At 58.2% G+C, this 18,330-nt stretch carries 14 protein-coding genes; 5 read left to right on the top strand and 9 right to left on the bottom strand.

Going from position 1 to position 18,330, the window contains the following annotated elements:
- Nucleotides 1–97: 97 nt before the first annotated feature.
- The 7 genes from LC354_RS12310 to LC354_RS12280 form a co-directional block, all read right to left on the bottom strand.
- Nucleotides 98–670, bottom strand: coding sequence for a holin family protein (locus LC354_RS12310; RefSeq protein WP_223424204.1), 573 nt, complete (start codon nucleotides 668–670; stop codon nucleotides 98–100).
- Nucleotides 661–1,272 carry a holin-associated N-acetylmuramidase gene (locus LC354_RS12305; protein WP_223424202.1) on the bottom strand — a complete coding sequence of 204 codons (612 nt, stop codon included), beginning with the start codon at nucleotides 1,270–1,272 and terminating at the stop codon, nucleotides 661–663. Before LC354_RS12305 ends, LC354_RS12310 begins: the two co-directional genes overlap by 10 nt.
- A 74-nt stretch (nucleotides 1,273–1,346) precedes the next feature.
- Nucleotides 1,347–1,790 (bottom strand): cytochrome c maturation protein CcmE, encoded by a 444-nt coding sequence (gene ccmE / locus LC354_RS12300; RefSeq protein ID WP_223424200.1) that lies wholly within the window; start codon nucleotides 1,788–1,790, stop codon nucleotides 1,347–1,349.
- Between the two features lie 65 nt (nucleotides 1,791–1,855).
- Nucleotides 1,856–2,884 carry an N-acetyl-gamma-glutamyl-phosphate reductase gene (argC, locus tag LC354_RS12295; RefSeq protein WP_223424198.1) on the bottom strand — a complete coding sequence of 343 codons (1,029 nt, stop codon included), beginning with the start codon at nucleotides 2,882–2,884 and terminating at the stop codon, nucleotides 1,856–1,858.
- 27 nt (nucleotides 2,885–2,911) lie between these two features.
- Complete coding sequence (locus LC354_RS12290; protein WP_223424196.1) at nucleotides 2,912–3,721, bottom strand: glutamate racemase; 810 nt, start codon at nucleotides 3,719–3,721, stop codon at nucleotides 2,912–2,914.
- A 7-nt stretch (nucleotides 3,722–3,728) separates the two neighbouring features.
- Nucleotides 3,729–4,652, bottom strand: a complete 924-nt coding sequence (locus tag LC354_RS12285; RefSeq protein WP_223424195.1) for a lysophospholipid acyltransferase family protein — start codon at nucleotides 4,650–4,652, stop codon at nucleotides 3,729–3,731.
- A gap of 105 nt (nucleotides 4,653–4,757) precedes the next feature.
- The gene (locus LC354_RS12280; protein WP_223424193.1) at nucleotides 4,758–8,159 is read right to left on the bottom strand and encodes an indolepyruvate ferredoxin oxidoreductase family protein; all 3,402 of its coding nucleotides are present in this window, start codon (nucleotides 8,157–8,159) and stop codon (nucleotides 4,758–4,760) included.
- Between the two features lie 169 nt (nucleotides 8,160–8,328).
- Between LC354_RS12280 and LC354_RS12275 the strand changes: the two genes are divergently transcribed.
- Nucleotides 8,329–9,234 carry a LysR family transcriptional regulator gene (locus LC354_RS12275; protein WP_223424191.1) on the top strand — a complete coding sequence of 302 codons (906 nt, stop codon included), beginning with the start codon at nucleotides 8,329–8,331 and terminating at the stop codon, nucleotides 9,232–9,234.
- Nucleotides 9,235–9,644: 410 nt separating this feature from the next.
- The gene (purL, locus tag LC354_RS12270) at nucleotides 9,645–11,804 is read left to right on the top strand and encodes a phosphoribosylformylglycinamidine synthase subunit PurL (protein ID WP_223424189.1); all 2,160 of its coding nucleotides are present in this window, start codon (nucleotides 9,645–9,647) and stop codon (nucleotides 11,802–11,804) included.
- Between the two features lie 73 nt (nucleotides 11,805–11,877).
- Here purL and LC354_RS12265 read toward each other — a convergent pair whose 3' ends face one another.
- Nucleotides 11,878–13,134, bottom strand: a complete 1,257-nt coding sequence (locus LC354_RS12265) for a vWA domain-containing protein (RefSeq protein WP_223424187.1) — start codon at nucleotides 13,132–13,134, stop codon at nucleotides 11,878–11,880.
- Nucleotides 13,135–13,195: 61 nt separating this feature from the next.
- Nucleotides 13,196–14,104 (bottom strand): AAA family ATPase, encoded by a 909-nt coding sequence (locus tag LC354_RS12260; protein ID WP_223424185.1) that lies wholly within the window; start codon nucleotides 14,102–14,104, stop codon nucleotides 13,196–13,198.
- A 195-nt stretch (nucleotides 14,105–14,299) separates the two neighbouring features.
- Here LC354_RS12260 and LC354_RS12255 point away from each other — a divergent pair, with 195 nt between their 5' ends.
- Genes LC354_RS12255 through LC354_RS12245 form a run of 3 tightly spaced genes read left to right on the top strand, consistent with a single transcriptional unit; the run spans nucleotide 14,300 to nucleotide 18,302 of the window.
- On the top strand, nucleotides 14,300–15,328 hold the full coding sequence (locus tag LC354_RS12255; RefSeq protein ID WP_223424244.1) for a glycosyltransferase family 2 protein: 1,029 nt from the start codon (nucleotides 14,300–14,302) through the stop codon (nucleotides 15,326–15,328).
- Complete coding sequence (locus tag LC354_RS12250; protein WP_223424184.1) at nucleotides 15,325–15,951, top strand: sulfotransferase family protein; 627 nt, start codon at nucleotides 15,325–15,327, stop codon at nucleotides 15,949–15,951. Before LC354_RS12255 ends, LC354_RS12250 begins: the two co-directional genes overlap by 4 nt.
- Entirely contained in the window at nucleotides 15,951–18,302 is a 2,352-nt protein-coding gene (locus LC354_RS12245) for a glycosyltransferase family 2 protein (protein WP_223424182.1), read from the top strand. The genes LC354_RS12250 and LC354_RS12245 overlap by 1 nt, the downstream gene beginning before the upstream one ends.
- Nucleotides 18,303–18,330 lie beyond the last annotated feature (28 nt).

The following is an 18,330-nucleotide window of genomic DNA, read 5'->3' as shown; positions in this document are numbered from 1 at the left end:
TTTGCCGCATCACAGACGCGTCAGGTTAAACTTCGCTGTTCCGGAAAATCCCGCAGGAGCCGCGTCAGCGGCGGAGGCAAAGCCCTTTGAAGGCTTGTCAGGCCACACGCCGCCAGTCATCCAATGCCGAATTGCCTTCGGGCTCTAACGATGCATTGGTCAAGCGCGCATCCGCTCCTGTCGAGGCGACGCCGATACTGTCAGCGCTCATCGCCCGCAAAGCCGATACGTTTTCCATCACTTGCGGCACCCGATTCATAGTTTCCACAAGCTCCCGCTGAAACGCCTGCGATTTCACTTGGTGTCGCGCGCCAAAGTAAAATGACACAATGACACCCAGCAACCACCACAGCGGCTCTGGCACCAGTGCGATGCCCTGCATCCGTTCGGCAAACCACAAGGGCGCCACCATCGCAGACACGAACAGACCCAAGGTGCCAAGCGCCAAAGCCGGCCGCGGCAACCGGTTGACCCCATCCATAAAACGATCGAATCCCCCTTGGCGCGGAACAAGGAATTCTTCGCCAAACTCCGCCATTGCCTGCATCTGAACAGCCTGCGCTCGGGCGGAACCGGCTTCGGCGTTTTCGCGAAACACCTCAACCGTGTTTTTCACAACATTGCCGCTGCCACCAAACAACAGACCGAAAAAACGTTCCATCAACCCCATGATGCAATCCTTTCATGAAACTGTGACGCGGTCATGTGATAGCGTGGTGTAATGAACTCTTCCGCCCGCTTGATCCAACCGCCCTTTTGACCGGAGCGCGTGCGCGCGTATTTGCGACTGGCCGGACGACGATCCGCGATCCGAAAGTAATAGTTGCGACGGGCAATGCCATAAGCGTCCACCAGGTGATCCGGCGCAGCAGACCACGCTGCCGAAGTCGCGGCGATAGAACGTGGGCCCAAAGCGCCATCCACCACGACGGGATGTCCCATCTCGGTCAGAAGACGTTGCAGAATCTTGATCGCGTTTGCCCCGGCATTGACGTACATGTCAAAAACGGTTGCGTGCAGCGGGGCCGGTAACTGCGCAATCAGCGGGCGCTCGAAATAGTGTGTGACAAAAATGTCAATCGCTTGACCTTGCGTCAGACGCTGAACATCGCGCGCATCCACATCACCATCAGCATCCAGATCAAGCCCCAGACGCCGCATCGTGTGAATGGTAACACCGAAATTCGTGGCCCCTCCGGGATCATCCGGATCGTTCACATAGCCGCCTTCACGGGCGACAATCTCTCTTGCGATGTCTCTTACGGTTTGCATGTCTGACCCCTTTTGCGAAGCACGGGGGAAAGACTGCACACATGATGGTTAACGCGGGTTCACTCGGGCGTACGCTAGCCGTTGGGGTCTTTGTAAACGCCTTGCGCTTTCAAGGCATCCACAACCTCAGACGGCATATAAGTTTCATCATGTTTCGCAAGAATTTCAGTGGCTTCAAACACACCGTTAATGTAGCGCCCAGTGCCGACCATGCCTTCGTTCTCCCCAAAAAGGTCAGGAAGCACGCCAGTAAACACAACAGGCACATTTGCGCCGCCATCTGTGACCTCAAAACGGATTGCCTCACCCTGACCGCGGATCAACGTCCCTTCCGCGACCAGCCCACCGATACGAAACACTTCCGTAGGGCCAGGCGGTTCTGCCACGATCTGGCTCGGTGCGCGAAAGAAATTGATGCCGTCGCGCATCGCATAGCCGATCAATGCCGTTGACAAGGTCAGTATAACCGCAGCCAGTGCGACGATCTGGATCCGGCGCTGTTTCTTGAGGTTTTTCATCGGCTCTCCCCTCTGCGCGGGAAAAGATTTTTCGTACGAAAAATCTTCGCCCTATAACCACCCACCTACGGAAACAGTGGGACCATCATCAACCCCTCCGTTTCATTGATATCTAACATCAGATTGGCGTTTTGCAACGCTTGGCCAGACGATCCCTTGGTCAGATTATCCAAAGCTGCAATCACGACAACCCGTCCCGGAGTCCGGTCCGCCACCACACCGATATGGCAAAAGTTAGAACCCCGAATGTGCCTGGTGCTCGGTGCTTCGCCAAACGGCAACACCTTGATAAACGGCTCGTGCGCGTATGCTACTGATAAAGCGTCATAAACAGCGGACGCCTCGCCCTTTACATAGGCCGTGCCCAGAATTCCCCGATTGGCGGGGATCAAGTGCGGTACAAACTGAATCCGCACATCCCGCCCGGCTACCTTTGAAAACTCCTGATCAAACTCACCCAAATGCCGATGCGTTCCGCCAAGCGCATAGGCATGATACCCCTCACTCAATTCTGCGTGAAGAAGGTTTTCCTTGAGCGCACGGCCCGCGCCGGAAACGGCAGCCTTCAGGTCCAGAATGATGTCATCCAAGTCGATCACACCCGCCGCGAGCAACGGCCGCAATGCAAATTGGCCCGTCGCCGCATTGCACCCCGTTCCTGCCACAAGCCGCGCATCGGCAATCTCGTCGCGGTAAAATTCGGTCAATCCGTACACGGCCTCCCCTTGCATCTCGACGGCACTGTGCGGATTGCCATACCATTTTGCGTAGGCCTCGGGATCGCGCAGCCTGAAGTCGGCGCTCAGGTCTACGATCCTGAGGTCCCGCGGCAGCCCGGATATCACCTCTTGGCTGGTTTTGTGTGGCAAGGCGCAGAAGCACAGATCGATGCCGCTCCAATCGATTTGATCGAAGGCGACCATAGCTGGCAAATCGAGGTGACGCAGATGTGGAAACACCTGTGCCACAGTTTGTCCGGCCTTGGAGAATGCGCCCAAAGCCTTGATTTCAATGGACGAATGCCCGGCTATCAGCCGTATCAATTCAGCGCCCGTGTACCCGGATGCGCCCAAAATAGCGATGGAATATGTCATGTGAGTCTTCTTGATTTAGGATTTGGATCAGGCGGCATCAAAAATGATCTGTCGTCGCAAGAATTGCGTCGCGCGGTCGCTCACACGCGCAGGGTCGCCTGTGGTCAGATAGGCCGCCGTTCCGCCTCCGATTTTGTCGGGATGGCGTTCCAGGTAGTCGGCCAGACTGTCGCCCACCAAATGGCCCTGCGAAAACACTTTCACATCTGGCCCGAGTGCAGTTTGAAAGCTCGCTTCCATCAACGGATAGTGCGTGCATCCTAGAATGGCGGCTTGCGGGTCAGGCATCTTGCGCCTCAGGGCGTCCACATGCGACCGAACCAACGCCTCCGCCAGAATCATGTCACCATCCTCAATGGCATCGACAACACCGCCACAGGCCTGCGCCTCGACATCCACGCCGATGGCGCGAAAGGCCAATTCGCGTTGAAATGCACGGCTCGCCACTGTCGCAGGCGTAGCAAACAGCGCCACATGCTTGACCTCGACCTCTCGTGGCGGCGAATTGTCACCCCAATTCCGTTCCGTCAACGCTTCGATCAATGGCACAAACACACCCAGCACGCGCTTGTCCGCAGGCACCCAGGCCTCTTGCATGCGCCGCAAAGCAGCCGCCGACGCCGTGTTGCACGCAAGGATCACCAGATCACAGCCCGCATCGAAGAGCCGCTGTACCGCGGCGCAGGTGAGATTATAGATATCATCGGCCGTGCGCACACCGTAGGGCGCGTTCGCGCTATCGGCCAGATAGATGAACTCCACATCCGGCAACCGCCTTTGAGCTGCTTCCAAAACGGTCAACCCGCCCAGGCCTGAATCGAATATTCCAATCGCCATGTCTGCGTCAGGTCAATGACCTGTCCCTTGCGGCACCATTGCTACCCACTGGGCTGCGATGCTTTTCCTCGAACTCATAGCCCAGTTCAAAGGATTTGACGGGGCCTGGTGCCAGTTCATAGGTACTTTTTCTCAGGAATTCCATCATGGCTTTGGAATCCTTGGCAAGCGGATCAAGTTGTGCGCGCTCCAGTGGTTTTCCCACAACAATACGGACCGGCATATCCACCCGTTCGCCAAACTCTCGGATCAACAACCCCATGCGCAGATTAACATGGGCGTGGCTGGCGATCTGAAACAAACGGCTTGTATGTCCATCGAAATAAAGCGGCACGACGGTGGCATTTGATTTTGCAACCATGCGTGCCGTAAAACTGCGCCATCCCGGATCCATGGGTTTCGAAAACGGCTTGACCGCCGTGCTCACCGTTCCACCCGGAAAAATTCCAATCGCACCCCCCTGCACCAGATAGTTCAGAGCCGTCTGCCTGGTTTCGATGTTCTGTTTTACCGCCTCCTTGGTCTCGGCGAATGATATCGGCAGGATGATCTTGTTCAGGTCTTCGGCCTTGCGGAACACGCTGTTGGCCAGCAAGCGAAAATCACCCCGAATCTTCGACAGGATATGGCCCATCACCAAGCCGTCCAGAATACCATAAGGATGATTTGCGATCACCATCAGTGGACCGTCCCTGGGGATATTGCCCAGCGCGCCGCCGACGATATCCAAAGTCAAACCGTAGCGTTCAACCATCACTTGCCAAAAGTCGCGCCCCGCCGCGACTTCGTTTTCGTAGCCCCGGGCGCGCTTGATCAATCGCAAGCGACCGGTGGAATTCTCCATCAGGCGGATCAGCGCCCGCCCGCCCTTCGTCTCCGCAGAGTGGGCATAGCTAATATCGCGTGCAATCTGGCGGTCGGCGTTTGGCATGGCGTCGCGGAGGCTCTGTCAGACGGTCAGTCGGTCTCACTGTAGTATTGGCGCACTGATCTGACTAGGCGTATGACACTCGTTTATAACGCCCATATGACATATTTACTCCGCCGCTTTGGAATGGGCTGGCCCGCCTGATCGAATGACCGACAGCAATTCTTCACGGCGTTTGCCGGCTTTGGCTTCATTTGCCTGTTTGACCGGGCCAAACCCCCTGATTTGCAAGGGCAATTCTGCCAAGGCGACGATCGCATCGCGCGTCTCATCATTAAGACCCGGCAAAACCGACTCCAGATCCGCCTCATACTGCTTGATCAAAGCCCGTTCCATACGGCGTTCTTCGGTGCGCCCAAACGGGTCCAGCGGTGTACCGCGCAGCCCCTTCAGCTTGGCCAGAATTCGAAAATTGCGCATCATCGACGGCCCGTATTCCTTTTTCACAGGTCTTCCGTCAGGACCCTCCTTGGACAGAATAGGCGGCGCCAGATGGAACTTCATCGTGAAATCACCGTCGAATTGTTCGCGTGCCTTGGCCTCGGTCGCCAGATGCAGGCGCGCCACTTCGTATTCATCCTTGTAGGCCAGCAGTTTGTGATACCCTTTGGCGACCGCCTCGCGCACATCCGTATCGAAGATGGCGTCAACCACCTTACGGTAGCGTTTGGCAAGCCGTTTGGATTGATACGCCACCAGATGATCGGCGCGAAAGGCAATCTTGTCCTCCAGCGTCTTGGGCATCTGGACCACTTTCGGCTCTGCCACGCGTCCCGCCTCAACCGGATACAGCACCGCCCAGCGCCCGATGTCGAACGCACGCAGGTTCTTTTCGACCGCAGCACCGTTGAGATCGATTGCATCCCGGATCGCGCCAAGCGTCAGCGGAATCAAGCCGCGCTGCCATGCCGCCCCGAAAATCATCATGTTCGAAAAAATCGAATCTCCCATCGTCGCCTTAGCCAGATCGGACGCATCGAACAAATCCACCCGGTCTCGTAACCGCGCCTCAAGCGCCAGCGCCAGCCGATCTGTGGGGAGCGAAAACTCGGTATTGCGGGTAAAATCGCCCGTGATGATCTCATGACTGTTGACCACCGCACCCGTGCGCCCAGTGGATGTCAATCCAAGGGTCTTGGCCCCGGCACTCACCACCAGATCCCCCCCGATCAAGGCATCGGCCTCACCGGTGGCCACGCGAATGGCGCTGATGTCTTCCGGCCGCTCGGCCAAACGGCAGTGGATATGTACCGCGCCTCCCTTTTGAGCAAGGCCCGCCATCTCCATCATGCCGGCCCCTTTGCCATCCAGATGCGCAGCTTGCGCCAACACGGCACCGATGGTGACGACACCCGTGCCGCCAACACCGGTGATGACGACATTCCACGTCCCGTCGATCGTCGGCAGGTTCGGCATCGGCAAATCAGGCAGGTCCAACGTTGCAGTTGCCTGCTTTTTCACCTGCGCCCCTTCAAGGGTCACGAATGACGGGCAGAAGCCTTTGACGCAGGAAAAGTCCTTGTTGCACGACGACTGGTCAATGGCGCGTTTGCGGCCCAGTTCCGTCTCTTTGGGAATGATCGAGACACAGTTCGATTGCACCCCGCAATCGCCACAGCCCTCACACACATCCGTGTTGATGAACACACGCTTGTCGATATCCGGGAACGTGCCCCGCTTGCGACGACGGCGCTTTTCGGCGGCACAGGTCTGTATATACACGATGACCGACACGCCTTCAGTCTGGGCCAGTCTCTTTTGCACGACCTGCAACTCGGCGCGCTCATGGGTGTCCACATCTTTGGGAAAACGGGACAGGTCCACATCTTCCTTATCGTCATAGACAACCACGACATTTTCACAGCCCATCGCCCGGACTTCGTTGACGATGCGGTAGGGGTCCAGGCCGCCCTCATTGCCCTGCCCGCCCGTCATCGCGACGGCGTCGTTATACAGGATCTTGTAGGTCATCGTGGTGCCCGCCGCCAAAGCGGCCCGGATCGCCTGCACCCCGGAATGGTTGTAGGTGCCGTCCCCGAGGTTCTGGAACACATGCGGACGTTTCGAAAACGGCGCTTCGCCGATCCAGTTGGCGCCCTCGCCGCCCATATGTGTATAGCCCAGCGTCTCGCGATCCATCCACTGCGCCATGAAGTGACAGCCGATGCCTGCATAGGCGCGGCTGCCCTCCGGCACCTTGGTGGATGAATTATGCGGACAGCCCGAGCAAAAATAAGGCAAGCGCGCCGCAATCTCTTCGGCGTTGTCGGACCGGCGCGCTTCGTCCAGCATGGCCAATCCGGCCTTTATGCCATCGGTCGCGCACCCTTCATCAATCAGGACCTGTCCCAGCTTTGTGGCAATCTCGACAGGGTCCAGCGCCCATTTCGCGCTGAAGAAATCCTTGCCGTTACGCGTCCCGCCATAAACACGACGTCCCTGCCGGTTGTCAAAAATGGCTTCCTTGATCTGTACCTCGATCAGCTTGCGTTTTTCTTCGACCACGACGATCAGGTCCAGCCCATCGGCCCATTCACTGAAGCTCTTTGTGTCCAGCGGCCATGTCTGGCCCACTTTGTAAGTGGTAACGCCCAGGCGCTCCGCCTCTTCTTTATCCAGATTCAACAGGGACAGCGCATGGGTCAGATCAAGCCAGTTCTTGCCTGCCGCGACGAACCCGATCTTGGCACCCGACTTGCCCCAAACCCTTTTGTCCATCTTGTTGGCGCGGGCAAAGGCTTCGGCGGCATAGCGTTTGTAGTCGATCAACCGGGCTTCCTGCTGGATGCGTTCATCCACAAGGCGAATGTTCAGGCCCCCTTCGGGCATCGGGAATTCGGGCATGACGAAGTTGAGCCGATGCGGATCCCCATCAACGACAGAGGTGACCTCGACCGTGTCTTTCATGGTCTTGAGGCCAACCCAAACTCCGGCGAACCGACTGAGCGCAATGCCATAAAGGCCAAAGTCCAGGATCTCCTGGACACCCGCAGGCGATACGATCGGCATATAGGCATCGACCAACGCGAACTCGGACTGATGCAGCACGGTCGAGGATTCGCCAGTGTGGTCGTCGCCCATCGCCATCAGCACGCCACCGTTCTTCGAAGTACCCGCCATATTGGCATGACGCATCACGTCTCCGGAGCGGTCCACCCCCGGCCCCTTGCCGTACCACAGGCCAAACACACCGTCGAACTTGCCTTCACCGCGCAACTCGGCCTGCTGCGCGCCCCAAAGCGCGGTCGCCGCCAGGTCTTCGTTCAGTCCCGGCTCAAACGTGATATCCGCAGCGGTCAATGGCTTGAGCGCGCGTGTCATCTGCATGTCGACCGCACCCAGCGGCGAACCACGATAGCCGGTCACGTACCCGGCGGTGTTCAGACCCGCCTTAACATCCCGTGCCTTCTGCATGAGCATCAAACGCACCAGCGCTTGAGTCCCATTCAACAACACCGGGCTCTTTTCCAGATCATAGCGGTCGTTCAGCGATATCTTTTGCGTGCTCATCCGTAGCCTCCCTACCAAGATCAGTCTTGCATATTTCTTGCCCCATAATAGGTCACAAATACTGACCTGTCGAACAATTTTTCGTTTATCGCCACAATCACGCATTCTGGACCGTGCGAACCTTCGATGTTTGCTCTAATGTATCACGGAAACTAAGAAAGCAGTGCGCATGGACTGGGACAAATTACGAATCTTCCATGCCGTGGCCGACGCGGGCAGCCTCACGCATGCGGGCGACAAGCTCAATCTGAGCCAATCGGCCGTTTCCCGGCAAATCCGAGGCCTCGAAGAATCACTGAACGCCACATTGTTTCACCGGCACGCGCGCGGGCTGATCCTGACTGAACAGGGCGAGCTCCTGTTTGATGCCACAACCGCAATGAACAAGCGTCTCGACACAGCGGCCGCCCGCATCCGCGACAGCGAAGAAGAAGTGTTTGGCGATCTGCGCGTCACCACCACAATCGGCTTCGGCACGCTGTGGCTCGCGCCCCGCCTTGCCAAGCTTTACAAACAGTATCCCGATCTGAGAGTCGATCTGATGCTCGAGGAACGGGTGCTGGACCTGCCGATGCGCGAAGCCGACGTGGCGATCCGCATGAAAGAACCCAGCCAGGCCGACCTGATCCGCAAGCGGTTGATGACGGTCAAAATGCAAATGTTCGCAACACAACCCTATCTTGACGAAAATGGCTTGCCGGAAAAGCTCGAAGACCTGAAGGATCACCGGCTGATTTGCCAGAACGCCAACTCGGCACAGGTGGGTGCCGGTTCCAATCTGGTGCAGCATTTGCTCACATATGACGTAAAGTCCTTGCTGACCGTGAACAACTATTTCGGCGTTCTGCAAGGTGTCTTGCAAAATCTCGGTCTGGGTATCCTGCCCGACTATGTCAGCCAGGACGAACCGCGACTCGTCCATGTCCTCCCGGAGATTCAATCGGCAGATGTGCCAGTGTTTTTGGCGTATCCGGAAGAACTACGACAATCGAAACGCATTTCGGCATTTCGCGATTTCGTGCAAGAAGAAATCATCGCATACCGTAAGGTTTTGAAAAAACAAGAAAAACAGTAAGCCATGCACGTGACGCATGGCGGATATGAGCGCCAAAGTTCACTTTCTGCCTTGATTGCAGGCAATCCCAAGCCTAACTCGCCTATTGAAGAAACACAGCGCGTCTCGCGCTTCTTCACCTCCCTGTTGGACTTGGCCGAGCTTTATGCTCGGCCTTTTTTTTGGGCCAGGATCAGCTGGTTCAGGCGCCGCACCTTGCCGGTAGCAGGTCGCAATCGTGCCAATACTATTGGACGCGACGGCCAGAGAGGCTTGAAACCAAATTCATCTTGATGCTGCAATGGCCGCTCGCTGCTGACCGCCCGTTGCCATTCCCCCGCAACGACCACAGGATCTTGCGGGTCATACTGCCCCTTCCCCATCAGCGCCGCCTGTTCTAAACAGCGCGCACCATTGCCCGAGGGACAGACATGCAAGAACCACAGATCACCGAGGACCTGATTGCCAAGCACGGGCTGAGCGCCGATGAATATGCCCGCATCCTCGAGATCATTGGCCGCACCCCCACGTTCACGGAGCTGGGTATTTTCTCGGCCATGTGGAACGAGCACTGCTCTTACAAATCTTCAAAGAAGTGGTTGCGGACCTTGCCCACAACCGGTCCACAAGTCATCTGCGGCCCCGGCGAAAACGCAGGCGTCGTCGACATAGGCGACGGGCAAGCCGTGGTTTTCAAAATGGAAAGCCACAACCACCCTTCCTATATCGAACCCTATCAAGGCGCCGCCACTGGTGTGGGCGGCATCCTGCGCGATGTCTTTACCATGGGCGCGCGGCCCATTGCGGCCATGAACGCGCTGTCCTTTGGCGAACCCTCCCATCCCAAAACGCGCCAGCTTGTACACGGTGTGGTCGAAGGCGTCGGCGGATATGGCAACGCCTTTGGCGTGCCCACCGTAGGCGGCGAAGTCCGCTTTGATGCGGCCTATAACGGCAATTGTCTGGTAAACGCGTTTGCCGCGGGCCTCGCAGACGCCGACAAGATCTTTTACTCTGCCGCCTCCGGCATCGGCATGCCGGTCGTCTATCTCGGTGCCAAAACCGGCCGTGACGGGGTCGGTGGCGCGACCATGGCCTCGGCCGAGTTCGACGACACGATCGAAGAGAAACGGCCCACGGTGCAGGTTGGCGACCCCTTCACCGAAAAACGCTTGATGGAAGCGACACTGGAACTCATGGCGACAGGTGCCGTGATCTCGATCCAGGATATGGGGGCTGCCGGCCTGACGTGCTCCGCCGTCGAGATGGGCGACAAAGGCGGGCTCGGCGTCAAGCTGAACCTCGACGACGTGCCCGTGCGCGAAGCGCAGATGACAGCCTATGAAATGATGCTTTCGGAATCGCAGGAGCGTATGTTGATGGTGCTGCGCCCGGAGTTGGAGGCCGAGGCCAAGGCCGTCTTCGACAAATGGGACCTCGACTTTGCCATCGTCGGTGAAACCATCGCCGAAGACCGTTTCGTCATTGTCCATGGCGGCGAAGTCAAAGCCGACCTGCCGCTCTCCAAGCTCTCGTCCGAAGCCCCGGAATATGATCGACCCTGGGTGCCGACCCCTGCGGCGGCCGCTTTGGGCGACGTGCCCGGCATTGATCCGATTGACGGGCTGCGTGCCCTGATTTCCAGTCCGAACTACGCCTCCAAGCACTGGGTTTATGAGCAATACGACACCATGGTGATGGCCGACAGCGCGCGCACCCCCGGCATCGGCAGCGGCATCGTCCGGGTGCATGGCACGGATAAGGCTCTCGCCTTCACCTCGGACGTCACGCCACGATACGTCAAGGCGAACCCGGTCGAGGGCGGTAAACAGGCCGTCGCCGAGGCCTACCGCAACCTTTGTGCGGTGGGAGCGACACCTTTGGCCACGACCGACAACATGAACTTCGGCAACCCGGAAAAACGCGAGATCATGGGCCAATTCGTCGGCGCAATCCAAGGCATCGCGCAAGCCGTCACCGCTTTGGATATGCCAATCGTGTCGGGCAACGTGTCGCTCTACAATGAAACCGACGGGACAGGAATCCTTCCGACGCCGACAATCGGGGCTGTTGGCCTGATCCAGCATGCCGACGACATCATCGGCAGCGAAGTGCGCAACGGCCACGTGGCGCTTGTGATCGGTGAAACGCATGGGCACCTGGGCCAATCGGCCCTTCTCTTGGAAGTCTTTGGCCGCAGTGAGGGGGACGCGCCACCGGTGGATCTCGACGCCGAAGCCAAACATGGAAAATTCATCCGCGACAATCGGCATTTGATCACCGCCTGCACAGATCTCAGCGATGGCGGGCTCGTGCTTGCAGCGTTTGAACTGTCCGAAGCGGCAGGCGTCGGTCTTGTGTTCGACAGCGACGAAACGCCATTCCTGTTTGGCGAAGACCAGGCGCGCTATCTGGTGGCCTGCAACTTCGACAAGGCCGAAGCGTTGATGCTGGAGGCAGGCAAGCTTGGCATCCCAATCCAAACCGTTGGCAAATTCACTGGTGACACCGTCTGGTTGGGTAAAAACTCCGCACCTTTGGCCGAACTGAGCGACACGTATCGCAGTACATTTGGCAAAACCTTCGCCTGACGACGTCGACGCTCCAATGGGTCGGTGGGCGGGCGCCTTTTGCGCTTGCGCAAAACAGACCGATCCAGCGGGCCTAGCGTGACATCATGCGCAGCAATCGATCACGGTCGCCAACGTCATCGCGTCGCGAGATCACGGCGGCCAATTCTTCGAGCGACGCAATGGAATGCCCCGCTCGAAAACTGTCCACATGGGGCAGCATCGCGGCGATACCCCGGGCCTTGGGTGCAAATTCATCCCAGCGCAGCAGCGGATTGATCCAGATGAGACGCCGCGCAGACAGCCGGAGCCGCTCCATCTGCCTGGCCAATGCCTCCGGATCATCGCGGTCAAGCCCATCCGTAATCAGCAACACGACAGCCCCCTGCCCCAGAACCCGGCGCGACCAGTCGCGGTTGAACGCCTCAAGACATGCGCCGATCCGGGTCCCGCCTTCCCAATCCTGCGCCTCCGCGCCCGCGGCTTTCAACGCAGCATCCACATCCCGCTGCGCCAGATGGCGCGTGATATTGGTCAGGCGCGTCCCAAAGGTGAATGCGTGCACTTTCGCCCAGCCCGCGCCCTTGGCGTTGGAGACCGCATGCAGGAAATGCAGCACTGCCCGCGAATACTGGCTCATTGAGCCGGAAATATCACAGAGCACAACAAGGTTCGGATAGCGCATCTTGGGGGTTTTGTACTTCAGATCCCGCAACTCGCCACCATGCCGCATGGAGGCGCGCAACGTCCGCGCAGCATCAATCCGCCCCGCACCTGCCGCTTTGCTACGCCGCACTGCGATCGGATCCACCGGCAACGTCATCCGCGCCAGCATCGCCTTGGCTTGTGTCATCTCGGACGTGCTCATCTGCTCAAAATCCAACGATTTCAGCTTCTCTTCGGCGGACATGGTCAACGAAGCATCGACCTCGATCTCCGTACCGCCTTCTTCATGCTCCTGATCCGGTTGATCCGGCGCTTCAGCCCCGTCCAGCAGGGCTTCGGCCGCCCGCTTTTCTGCGGCCTGCGCACTGCGGTCTTCCTGCACGCCCCGGACAGCCGGCAGCATCGCCGCCATCATATGTTCCAGATACCGGGGATCGCGCCAATAGAGTCGGAACACCTGAGCAAAAACCGTTCGCTGCTCAGGCCGGGACACGAAGCAGGCGTGCAGGGTCCAGTAAAAGTCGCGTTTGCTGGTAAAGCCTGCAGCCTCCACCGCGCGAATTGCATCGATCAGCCGACCGGGCCCGATGGGCAGGCCCGCACGGCGGAGGGCACGCGCAAAATGGGTGATGTTCCCGGCGAGCTTTGGATCATCAGGCAGGTCAAGCGGTGCGTATTCTGGCATCTGTCAGAACCGGGGGCCAGCCCCCGGACCCCCGGAGTTCATGTGGCAAGATGAAGGTGGATCACGCGGGCTCCAGTGAAGCTTTGGCATCATCCAGAATGCGTTTGGCTTCGGATCCGTGCAATTTTTGGATGTCATCCTGGTATTTCAGGATCGCGCCCAACGTGTCGGCGATCACTTCGGGACTAAGTGTGATCACGTCCAGCGCCAGCAGGCATTTGGCCCAATCGATTGTTTCGGCCACACCCGGCTTCTTGAACAGATCTTCGGTGCGCAGGCGCTGGACAAAGGCCACCACTTCGCGGCTGAGCGTTTCTGCCGCCTCGGGCGCGCGGGCGGTCAGGATTTCCATCTCGCGGTCAAAGCTCGGATAGTCCACCCAATGGTAAAGGCAGCGCCGCTTGAGCGCGTCATGGACTTCGCGGGTTCGGTTGGAGGTCAGGATCACGATGGGCGGTTCGGGGGCTTTGATCGTGCCCAATTCGGGGATCGTCACCTGAAAGTCGCTGAGCGCTTCCAGCAAGAAGGCTTCGAACGGTTCATCTGTACGGTCCAATTCGTCGATCAACAGCACAGGCGCGCCGTTTTCATCCGGGCGCATCGCCTGTAACAAAGGCCGCTCAATGAGGTAATCGTCCGAGAAGAGCTCGGTCTGAAGGGCGCCCCGCTCGGCGCCACCCGCCGCTTCTGCCGTCCGGATCGCAACCATTTGCGCCGGAAAGTTCCATTCGTAAACCGCCGAGGACGCGTCGAGCCCTTCGTAACATTGCAACCGGATCAACCGACGCCCGAGGGACGCCGCCAGCGCCTTGGCGATCTCCGTCTTTCCGACGCCCGCCTCGCCTTCCAGAAACAATGGCCGACCAAGCCGCAGGCTCAGAAACACAACGGTCCCCAAGGCACGGTCGCAAACATATCCCTGCGCCGCGAGCATTTCTTGTACGGCGTCGATCGTCGACAGATCTTGCATTGTCACATCCTTCGTTGCCTGACCAAACTGCATCGCCACAGGCTGAGGTCAAGAGGCCATTCCCCATGGTCGTTGACGTGATTCCTGTCGGCTGGCATGATGTTAACGTTAGAAAAAGAGGTTTTGGGGCACAAACGCACTCATACCCTTATGAGGCACATGGCGGATGGACCCCAGGCACAAGGCGGGCGTGTGATGCGCATTACGGCTGTCACTTGCGTTAAGAACGAAGGCCCGTTCCTGTTGGAATGGATTGCATTCAATCGCCTGATCGGTGTGACGGAGCATTTGATTTATTTAAATGATTGCACGGATGGTACGGATCGGTTGCTTGATGCGCTGGCCGCACGCGGCCTGTGCCAGCATCTGCCGAACCCCGCCACCGGGCGCAATTACCAGATGGAGGCGCTGAAAGATGCGCGGAGACATGACATTGTCACCACGGCCAACTGGGTCTGGATCGCGGATGTCGACGAATTTTTGAACATCCATGTGGGCGACAACACCATTCCGGACCTCATTGAAGCGTGCAGCGATCCCCAAGCGATTTCGGTGAACTTCCAATTCTTTGCCAATGATGGCGTCGAGCGGTTCCAAGATCGGCCCGTGATCGAACAATTCACCCGGTCTCACAATCCCGATCTGTGGTGCGGTGAAGCGGCGATCGAGGTCAAATCGCTGATGCGGCGCAATTTTCCACTCAAATATTTCGGCGCACATCGCCCCTTTGCGAAAGGCAAGGCGCGCCCCGACTGGACGGACGGATCGGGGCGCAAGGTTCCGCACCGCTTTCTCGTCGCAGCCAATCCAAGGCGTCTGCGTCGGTTTCCGGCCCAAGGCGCCCGTGATTTTGCAACACTGAACCATTATGCCTTGCGCTCGCTCGACAGCTATCTTGTCAAGAACGATCGGGGCGACGTGAACCGTGAAAACCGAGCTTTCGATGACACGTATTGGCGTGAGCGCAACGATCCTGCATGGAAAGACACGTCCATCCGGCGCTATTTGCCCGCGCTCAGGAAAGCCTTGGCCGAGTTGAAGCAGGACAAGGAAATCAAGGCATTGCATGACGAAGCGGTCCGGCAGCATATTGCGAAGCGTGACGCCTTGCTGGCCAAACCCGAATATGTCGCGATGCAGGCGCATTTGCGAACGGCTCCGATCTTGCCGCCACAAGAGGAAGCGATGCTGATTCAACTCGGGCTGCCGGTGCCCGCCGCATGAGCTTGCGCGTGGTAAACCTTGGTCTGCCCAAGACAGGCACGACAACACTTTCGCGGGCATTGCGCCGCGCGGGCTTGCATGTTGCAGACCACCGTATTCGGGCCAAGCAAACCGAGAATACGGCGTTGCATGGCGCTTATGTCGCCGATCTGCTCTATCGTGGGTTTTATGAGACAGGCGATCCCGGTGCCTACCTCACTGATTTTGACGCAATATCCGAAATGAACCTGCTGCGCGACGGGCGCTCGCTTTGGCCGCAGATGGATTTCGCCCTGATCGACGCGCTCAGACATCATCATCCGGAGGTGAAATTTCTGGCTTCGTCCCGTAATCCGTTTGAAGTTTCGCAAAGCATGTTGGCGTGGTCCGATCTGGGCACCGCCCGCTTGCCCGGTTCGAACATCCCCGGCCTGCCCGAAGGGTACGGCGAGACGAGCGCGGAACGCATCCGGTGGATCGAAGGGCACTATGCTCACTTGCGCGCCCTGTTTCGAAACGACGACAATTTCCTTGAATTCGACGTGGCCGACCCGGCCGTGCGTGATCTGATCGGCGCATTCATTAACGTTCCTCTGCCTTGGTGGGGCAAAACCAACGTCAACAAACTCACGCAGGTCGGATAATGCGCATCCATCTTCACATCGGCCTGGAACAGGTGGGCGCAGACCGCCTTCAGCATGTGCTGGCGCTCAAACGGGATCAACTGATTTCGAAGGGCGTGCTTTTTGCGCGCAGCCCCGGAAATACGAACCACACGCGCCTCTACATGGCGGTGACGGACCCCGATCACATTGACCCGCTGCGCTTCAATCGCGGATATATCACGGGTGATAAACAGAAAGTCTTACATGACGCGCTCGCCGACGATCTGGCCAGGGAGGTTGCACAAAATGCGCCGGATCACCTCATCTTGTCAGCGTCGCAATTGGGCGTCAGCCTTGCCTCCGGCACCGAATTGGAGCGGTTGCATACGCTTTTGGCGCCGCTGTCCGCGGATATTCGCGTCATCGCCCATATCGACGAACCGGCGCGTCTTCTCACGCGGCACTATGCGGAACAGATCCTGGAGGGGCGTGGCGTATCCCTGGAACAGGAACTCAACCTTGCGGGCACCGAGACATGGTGGTCCGACGTGTTGGCCGCAAGGCCCAAAATCAACCCGCAAGCGGGCGTCTTTCCGGAGAACCAGGGCGCGCCGTTCTGGTTGGACTACGCCGCGTTAGAACGCCACTGGAACGCCGTTTTCGGTGCCGGAGCGCTTCACTTCCGCGCCTATGACCCAGACCGATTTGCCGCCGAGACGGTAACCGAAGAAATCCGCGCCGCGTTCCAGATCGAGACTGCGATCGGCAAGGCGACGTCCATCGATGTTCCAGCGCCCGCATCCGCCGCGTGGCTGGCGCGCGGTCGTCAGTTGGACGACCTCATCCTGCAAGTGCTGGCATCGAAAAAACGGATACTGCCCCGGCAGTTGTGGCGGTCCTTCGTCAATGAAATCAGGGTGGACGGCGATCCCATCGATCCTGCGTCTCTCTCGGCCATTTCAAAGACCTTTGCGGCAGCAAACCGGTCGCTCATGGCAACTCATGACTTGCCAAAGGATCTTTTCAAAACGCCCCGTGCCAAGAAACCATGGACAGAGGCAGATCCGACAAAAGGCTTTCGTGCGTCGCAATATCTGCTTGGGTTCATGTGGCGCATCGACAAGGCCTCGCGCGCGGAACGCAAAGGCAAGGCCGCCGATCTCGCCCGGCTGAACGGGTCACATCCCCCCGCCCCGGCGCTGACCCATGTCGATGGGTTGAGCGAGACGGCACGCCAACTGATGCCGCCCTTGGCGGTGCAAAATTTTGAAAAATTGCGCACGTCTTCCTTTGCACCGCACAACAGGCTCGGCGCCGTCAACGAGGAGGAACTTGCCGCCGCCTATACCGCCCTGCCTCAAAGGGTGCTGCCAGAAGGATCTTCGGGCAATGTCATCGTCGGCTGCATGAAAAACGAGGCGCCCTATATCGTCGAATGGGTCGCGTATCACCGGGCCATGGGCGTCGATCACTTTCTGATCTACACCAATGGCTGCGAAGACGGGACCAGCGAAATTCTCGACCGTCTGCAAGACATGGGCGTGCTCCAGCACCGCAACAATGACGGCTGGAAAGGCAATTCGCCCCAGCAATACGCGCTGAACCAGTCGCTCAGGGAACCGGTAATCAAAAATGCAGATTGGATTATCCACATCGATGTGGATGAATTCATGAATGTGCGCACCGGCAACGGCACGTTGCAGGATTTTTTTGACGCCGTTCCCGACGCCACCAATGTTGCAATGACGTGGCGGCTTTTTGGCCACAATGGCGTGACCGACCTCGCCGATGATTTCGTGATCGATCAATTCGACCGCTGCGCCCCAAACTTCTGCCCCAAACCGCATACGGTCTGGGGGTTCAAAACGATGTTCAAGAACATAGGAGCCTACGGAAAGATCAGTTGCCATCGCCCGAACAAGTTGGACCCGGTGCTCTCCGACAAAGTGCGCTGGGTAAATGGCTCCGGCAGGGATATGACCAGGGAATTTGTAAAAAGCGGCTGGAGAAGTTCCAAAAAATCAATCGGATACGACTTGCTCCAACTCAACCACTACGCCTTGCGCAGCGCGGAGTCCTTTTTGATCAAACGGCAGCGTGGCCGCGCGCTTCATGTGGACCGCTCGATCGGGATCAATTACTGGATTCGCATGGACTGGTCCGATTTCCGCGATGTCACCATCAAACGCAACCTGCCCCGTCTGCAAGCGGAGTATGACCGACTGATGCAGGACGATACCCTGCGCAAATGGCACGAAAAGGGCTTGAAATGGCACCGCGCCAAAGCGGATCAACTGCACACCAATGCCGAATTCAGGGACTTGTACGATCAGGCGCTCAAAGTGAAGGACCACCGGCTGACGCCGGAGGCATCATTTGTCGGAATGTAATTCCAGGTACTGCTTGATGACATCGTCT

The sequence above is a fragment of the Tateyamaria pelophila genome (assembly GCF_019966495.1).
Taxonomy (GTDB): Bacteria; Pseudomonadota; Alphaproteobacteria; order Rhodobacterales; family Rhodobacteraceae; genus Tateyamaria; species Tateyamaria pelophila.
Note: the sequence above shows the minus strand (reverse complement) of the source record. Positions and strands in the feature narration are given on the sequence as shown.

What these genes read in the sequence shown, in the direction of transcription:
- LC354_RS12280 (WP_223424193.1), bottom strand. Translation starts at nt 8,159, where the DNA reads ATGAGCACGCAAAAGATATCGCTGAACGACCGCTATGATCTGGAAAAG.
- LC354_RS12305 (WP_223424202.1), bottom strand. Translation starts at nt 1,272, where the DNA reads ATGCAAACCGTAAGAGACATCGCAAGAGAGATTGTCGCCCGTGAAGGC.
- purL (WP_223424189.1), top strand. Translation starts at nt 9,645, where the DNA reads ATGCAAGAACCACAGATCACCGAGGACCTGATTGCCAAGCACGGGCTG.
- argC (WP_223424198.1), bottom strand. Translation starts at nt 2,884, where the DNA reads ATGACATATTCCATCGCTATTTTGGGCGCATCCGGGTACACGGGCGCT.
- LC354_RS12275 (WP_223424191.1), top strand. Translation starts at nt 8,329, where the DNA reads ATGGACTGGGACAAATTACGAATCTTCCATGCCGTGGCCGACGCGGGC.
- LC354_RS12245 (WP_223424182.1), top strand. Translation starts at nt 15,951, where the DNA reads ATGCGCATCCATCTTCACATCGGCCTGGAACAGGTGGGCGCAGACCGC.
- LC354_RS12265 (WP_223424187.1), bottom strand. Translation starts at nt 13,134, where the DNA reads ATGCCAGAATACGCACCGCTTGACCTGCCTGATGATCCAAAGCTCGCC.
- LC354_RS12250 (WP_223424184.1), top strand. Translation starts at nt 15,325, where the DNA reads ATGAGCTTGCGCGTGGTAAACCTTGGTCTGCCCAAGACAGGCACGACA.
- LC354_RS12290 (WP_223424196.1), bottom strand. Translation starts at nt 3,721, where the DNA reads ATGGCGATTGGAATATTCGATTCAGGCCTGGGCGGGTTGACCGTTTTG.
- ccmE (WP_223424200.1), bottom strand. Translation starts at nt 1,790, where the DNA reads ATGAAAAACCTCAAGAAACAGCGCCGGATCCAGATCGTCGCACTGGCT.
- LC354_RS12285 (WP_223424195.1), bottom strand. Translation starts at nt 4,652, where the DNA reads ATGCCAAACGCCGACCGCCAGATTGCACGCGATATTAGCTATGCCCAC.
- LC354_RS12255 (WP_223424244.1), top strand. Translation starts at nt 14,300, where the DNA reads ATGCGCATTACGGCTGTCACTTGCGTTAAGAACGAAGGCCCGTTCCTG.
- LC354_RS12260 (WP_223424185.1), bottom strand. Translation starts at nt 14,104, where the DNA reads ATGCAAGATCTGTCGACGATCGACGCCGTACAAGAAATGCTCGCGGCG.
- LC354_RS12310 (WP_223424204.1), bottom strand. Translation starts at nt 670, where the DNA reads ATGGGGTTGATGGAACGTTTTTTCGGTCTGTTGTTTGGTGGCAGCGGC.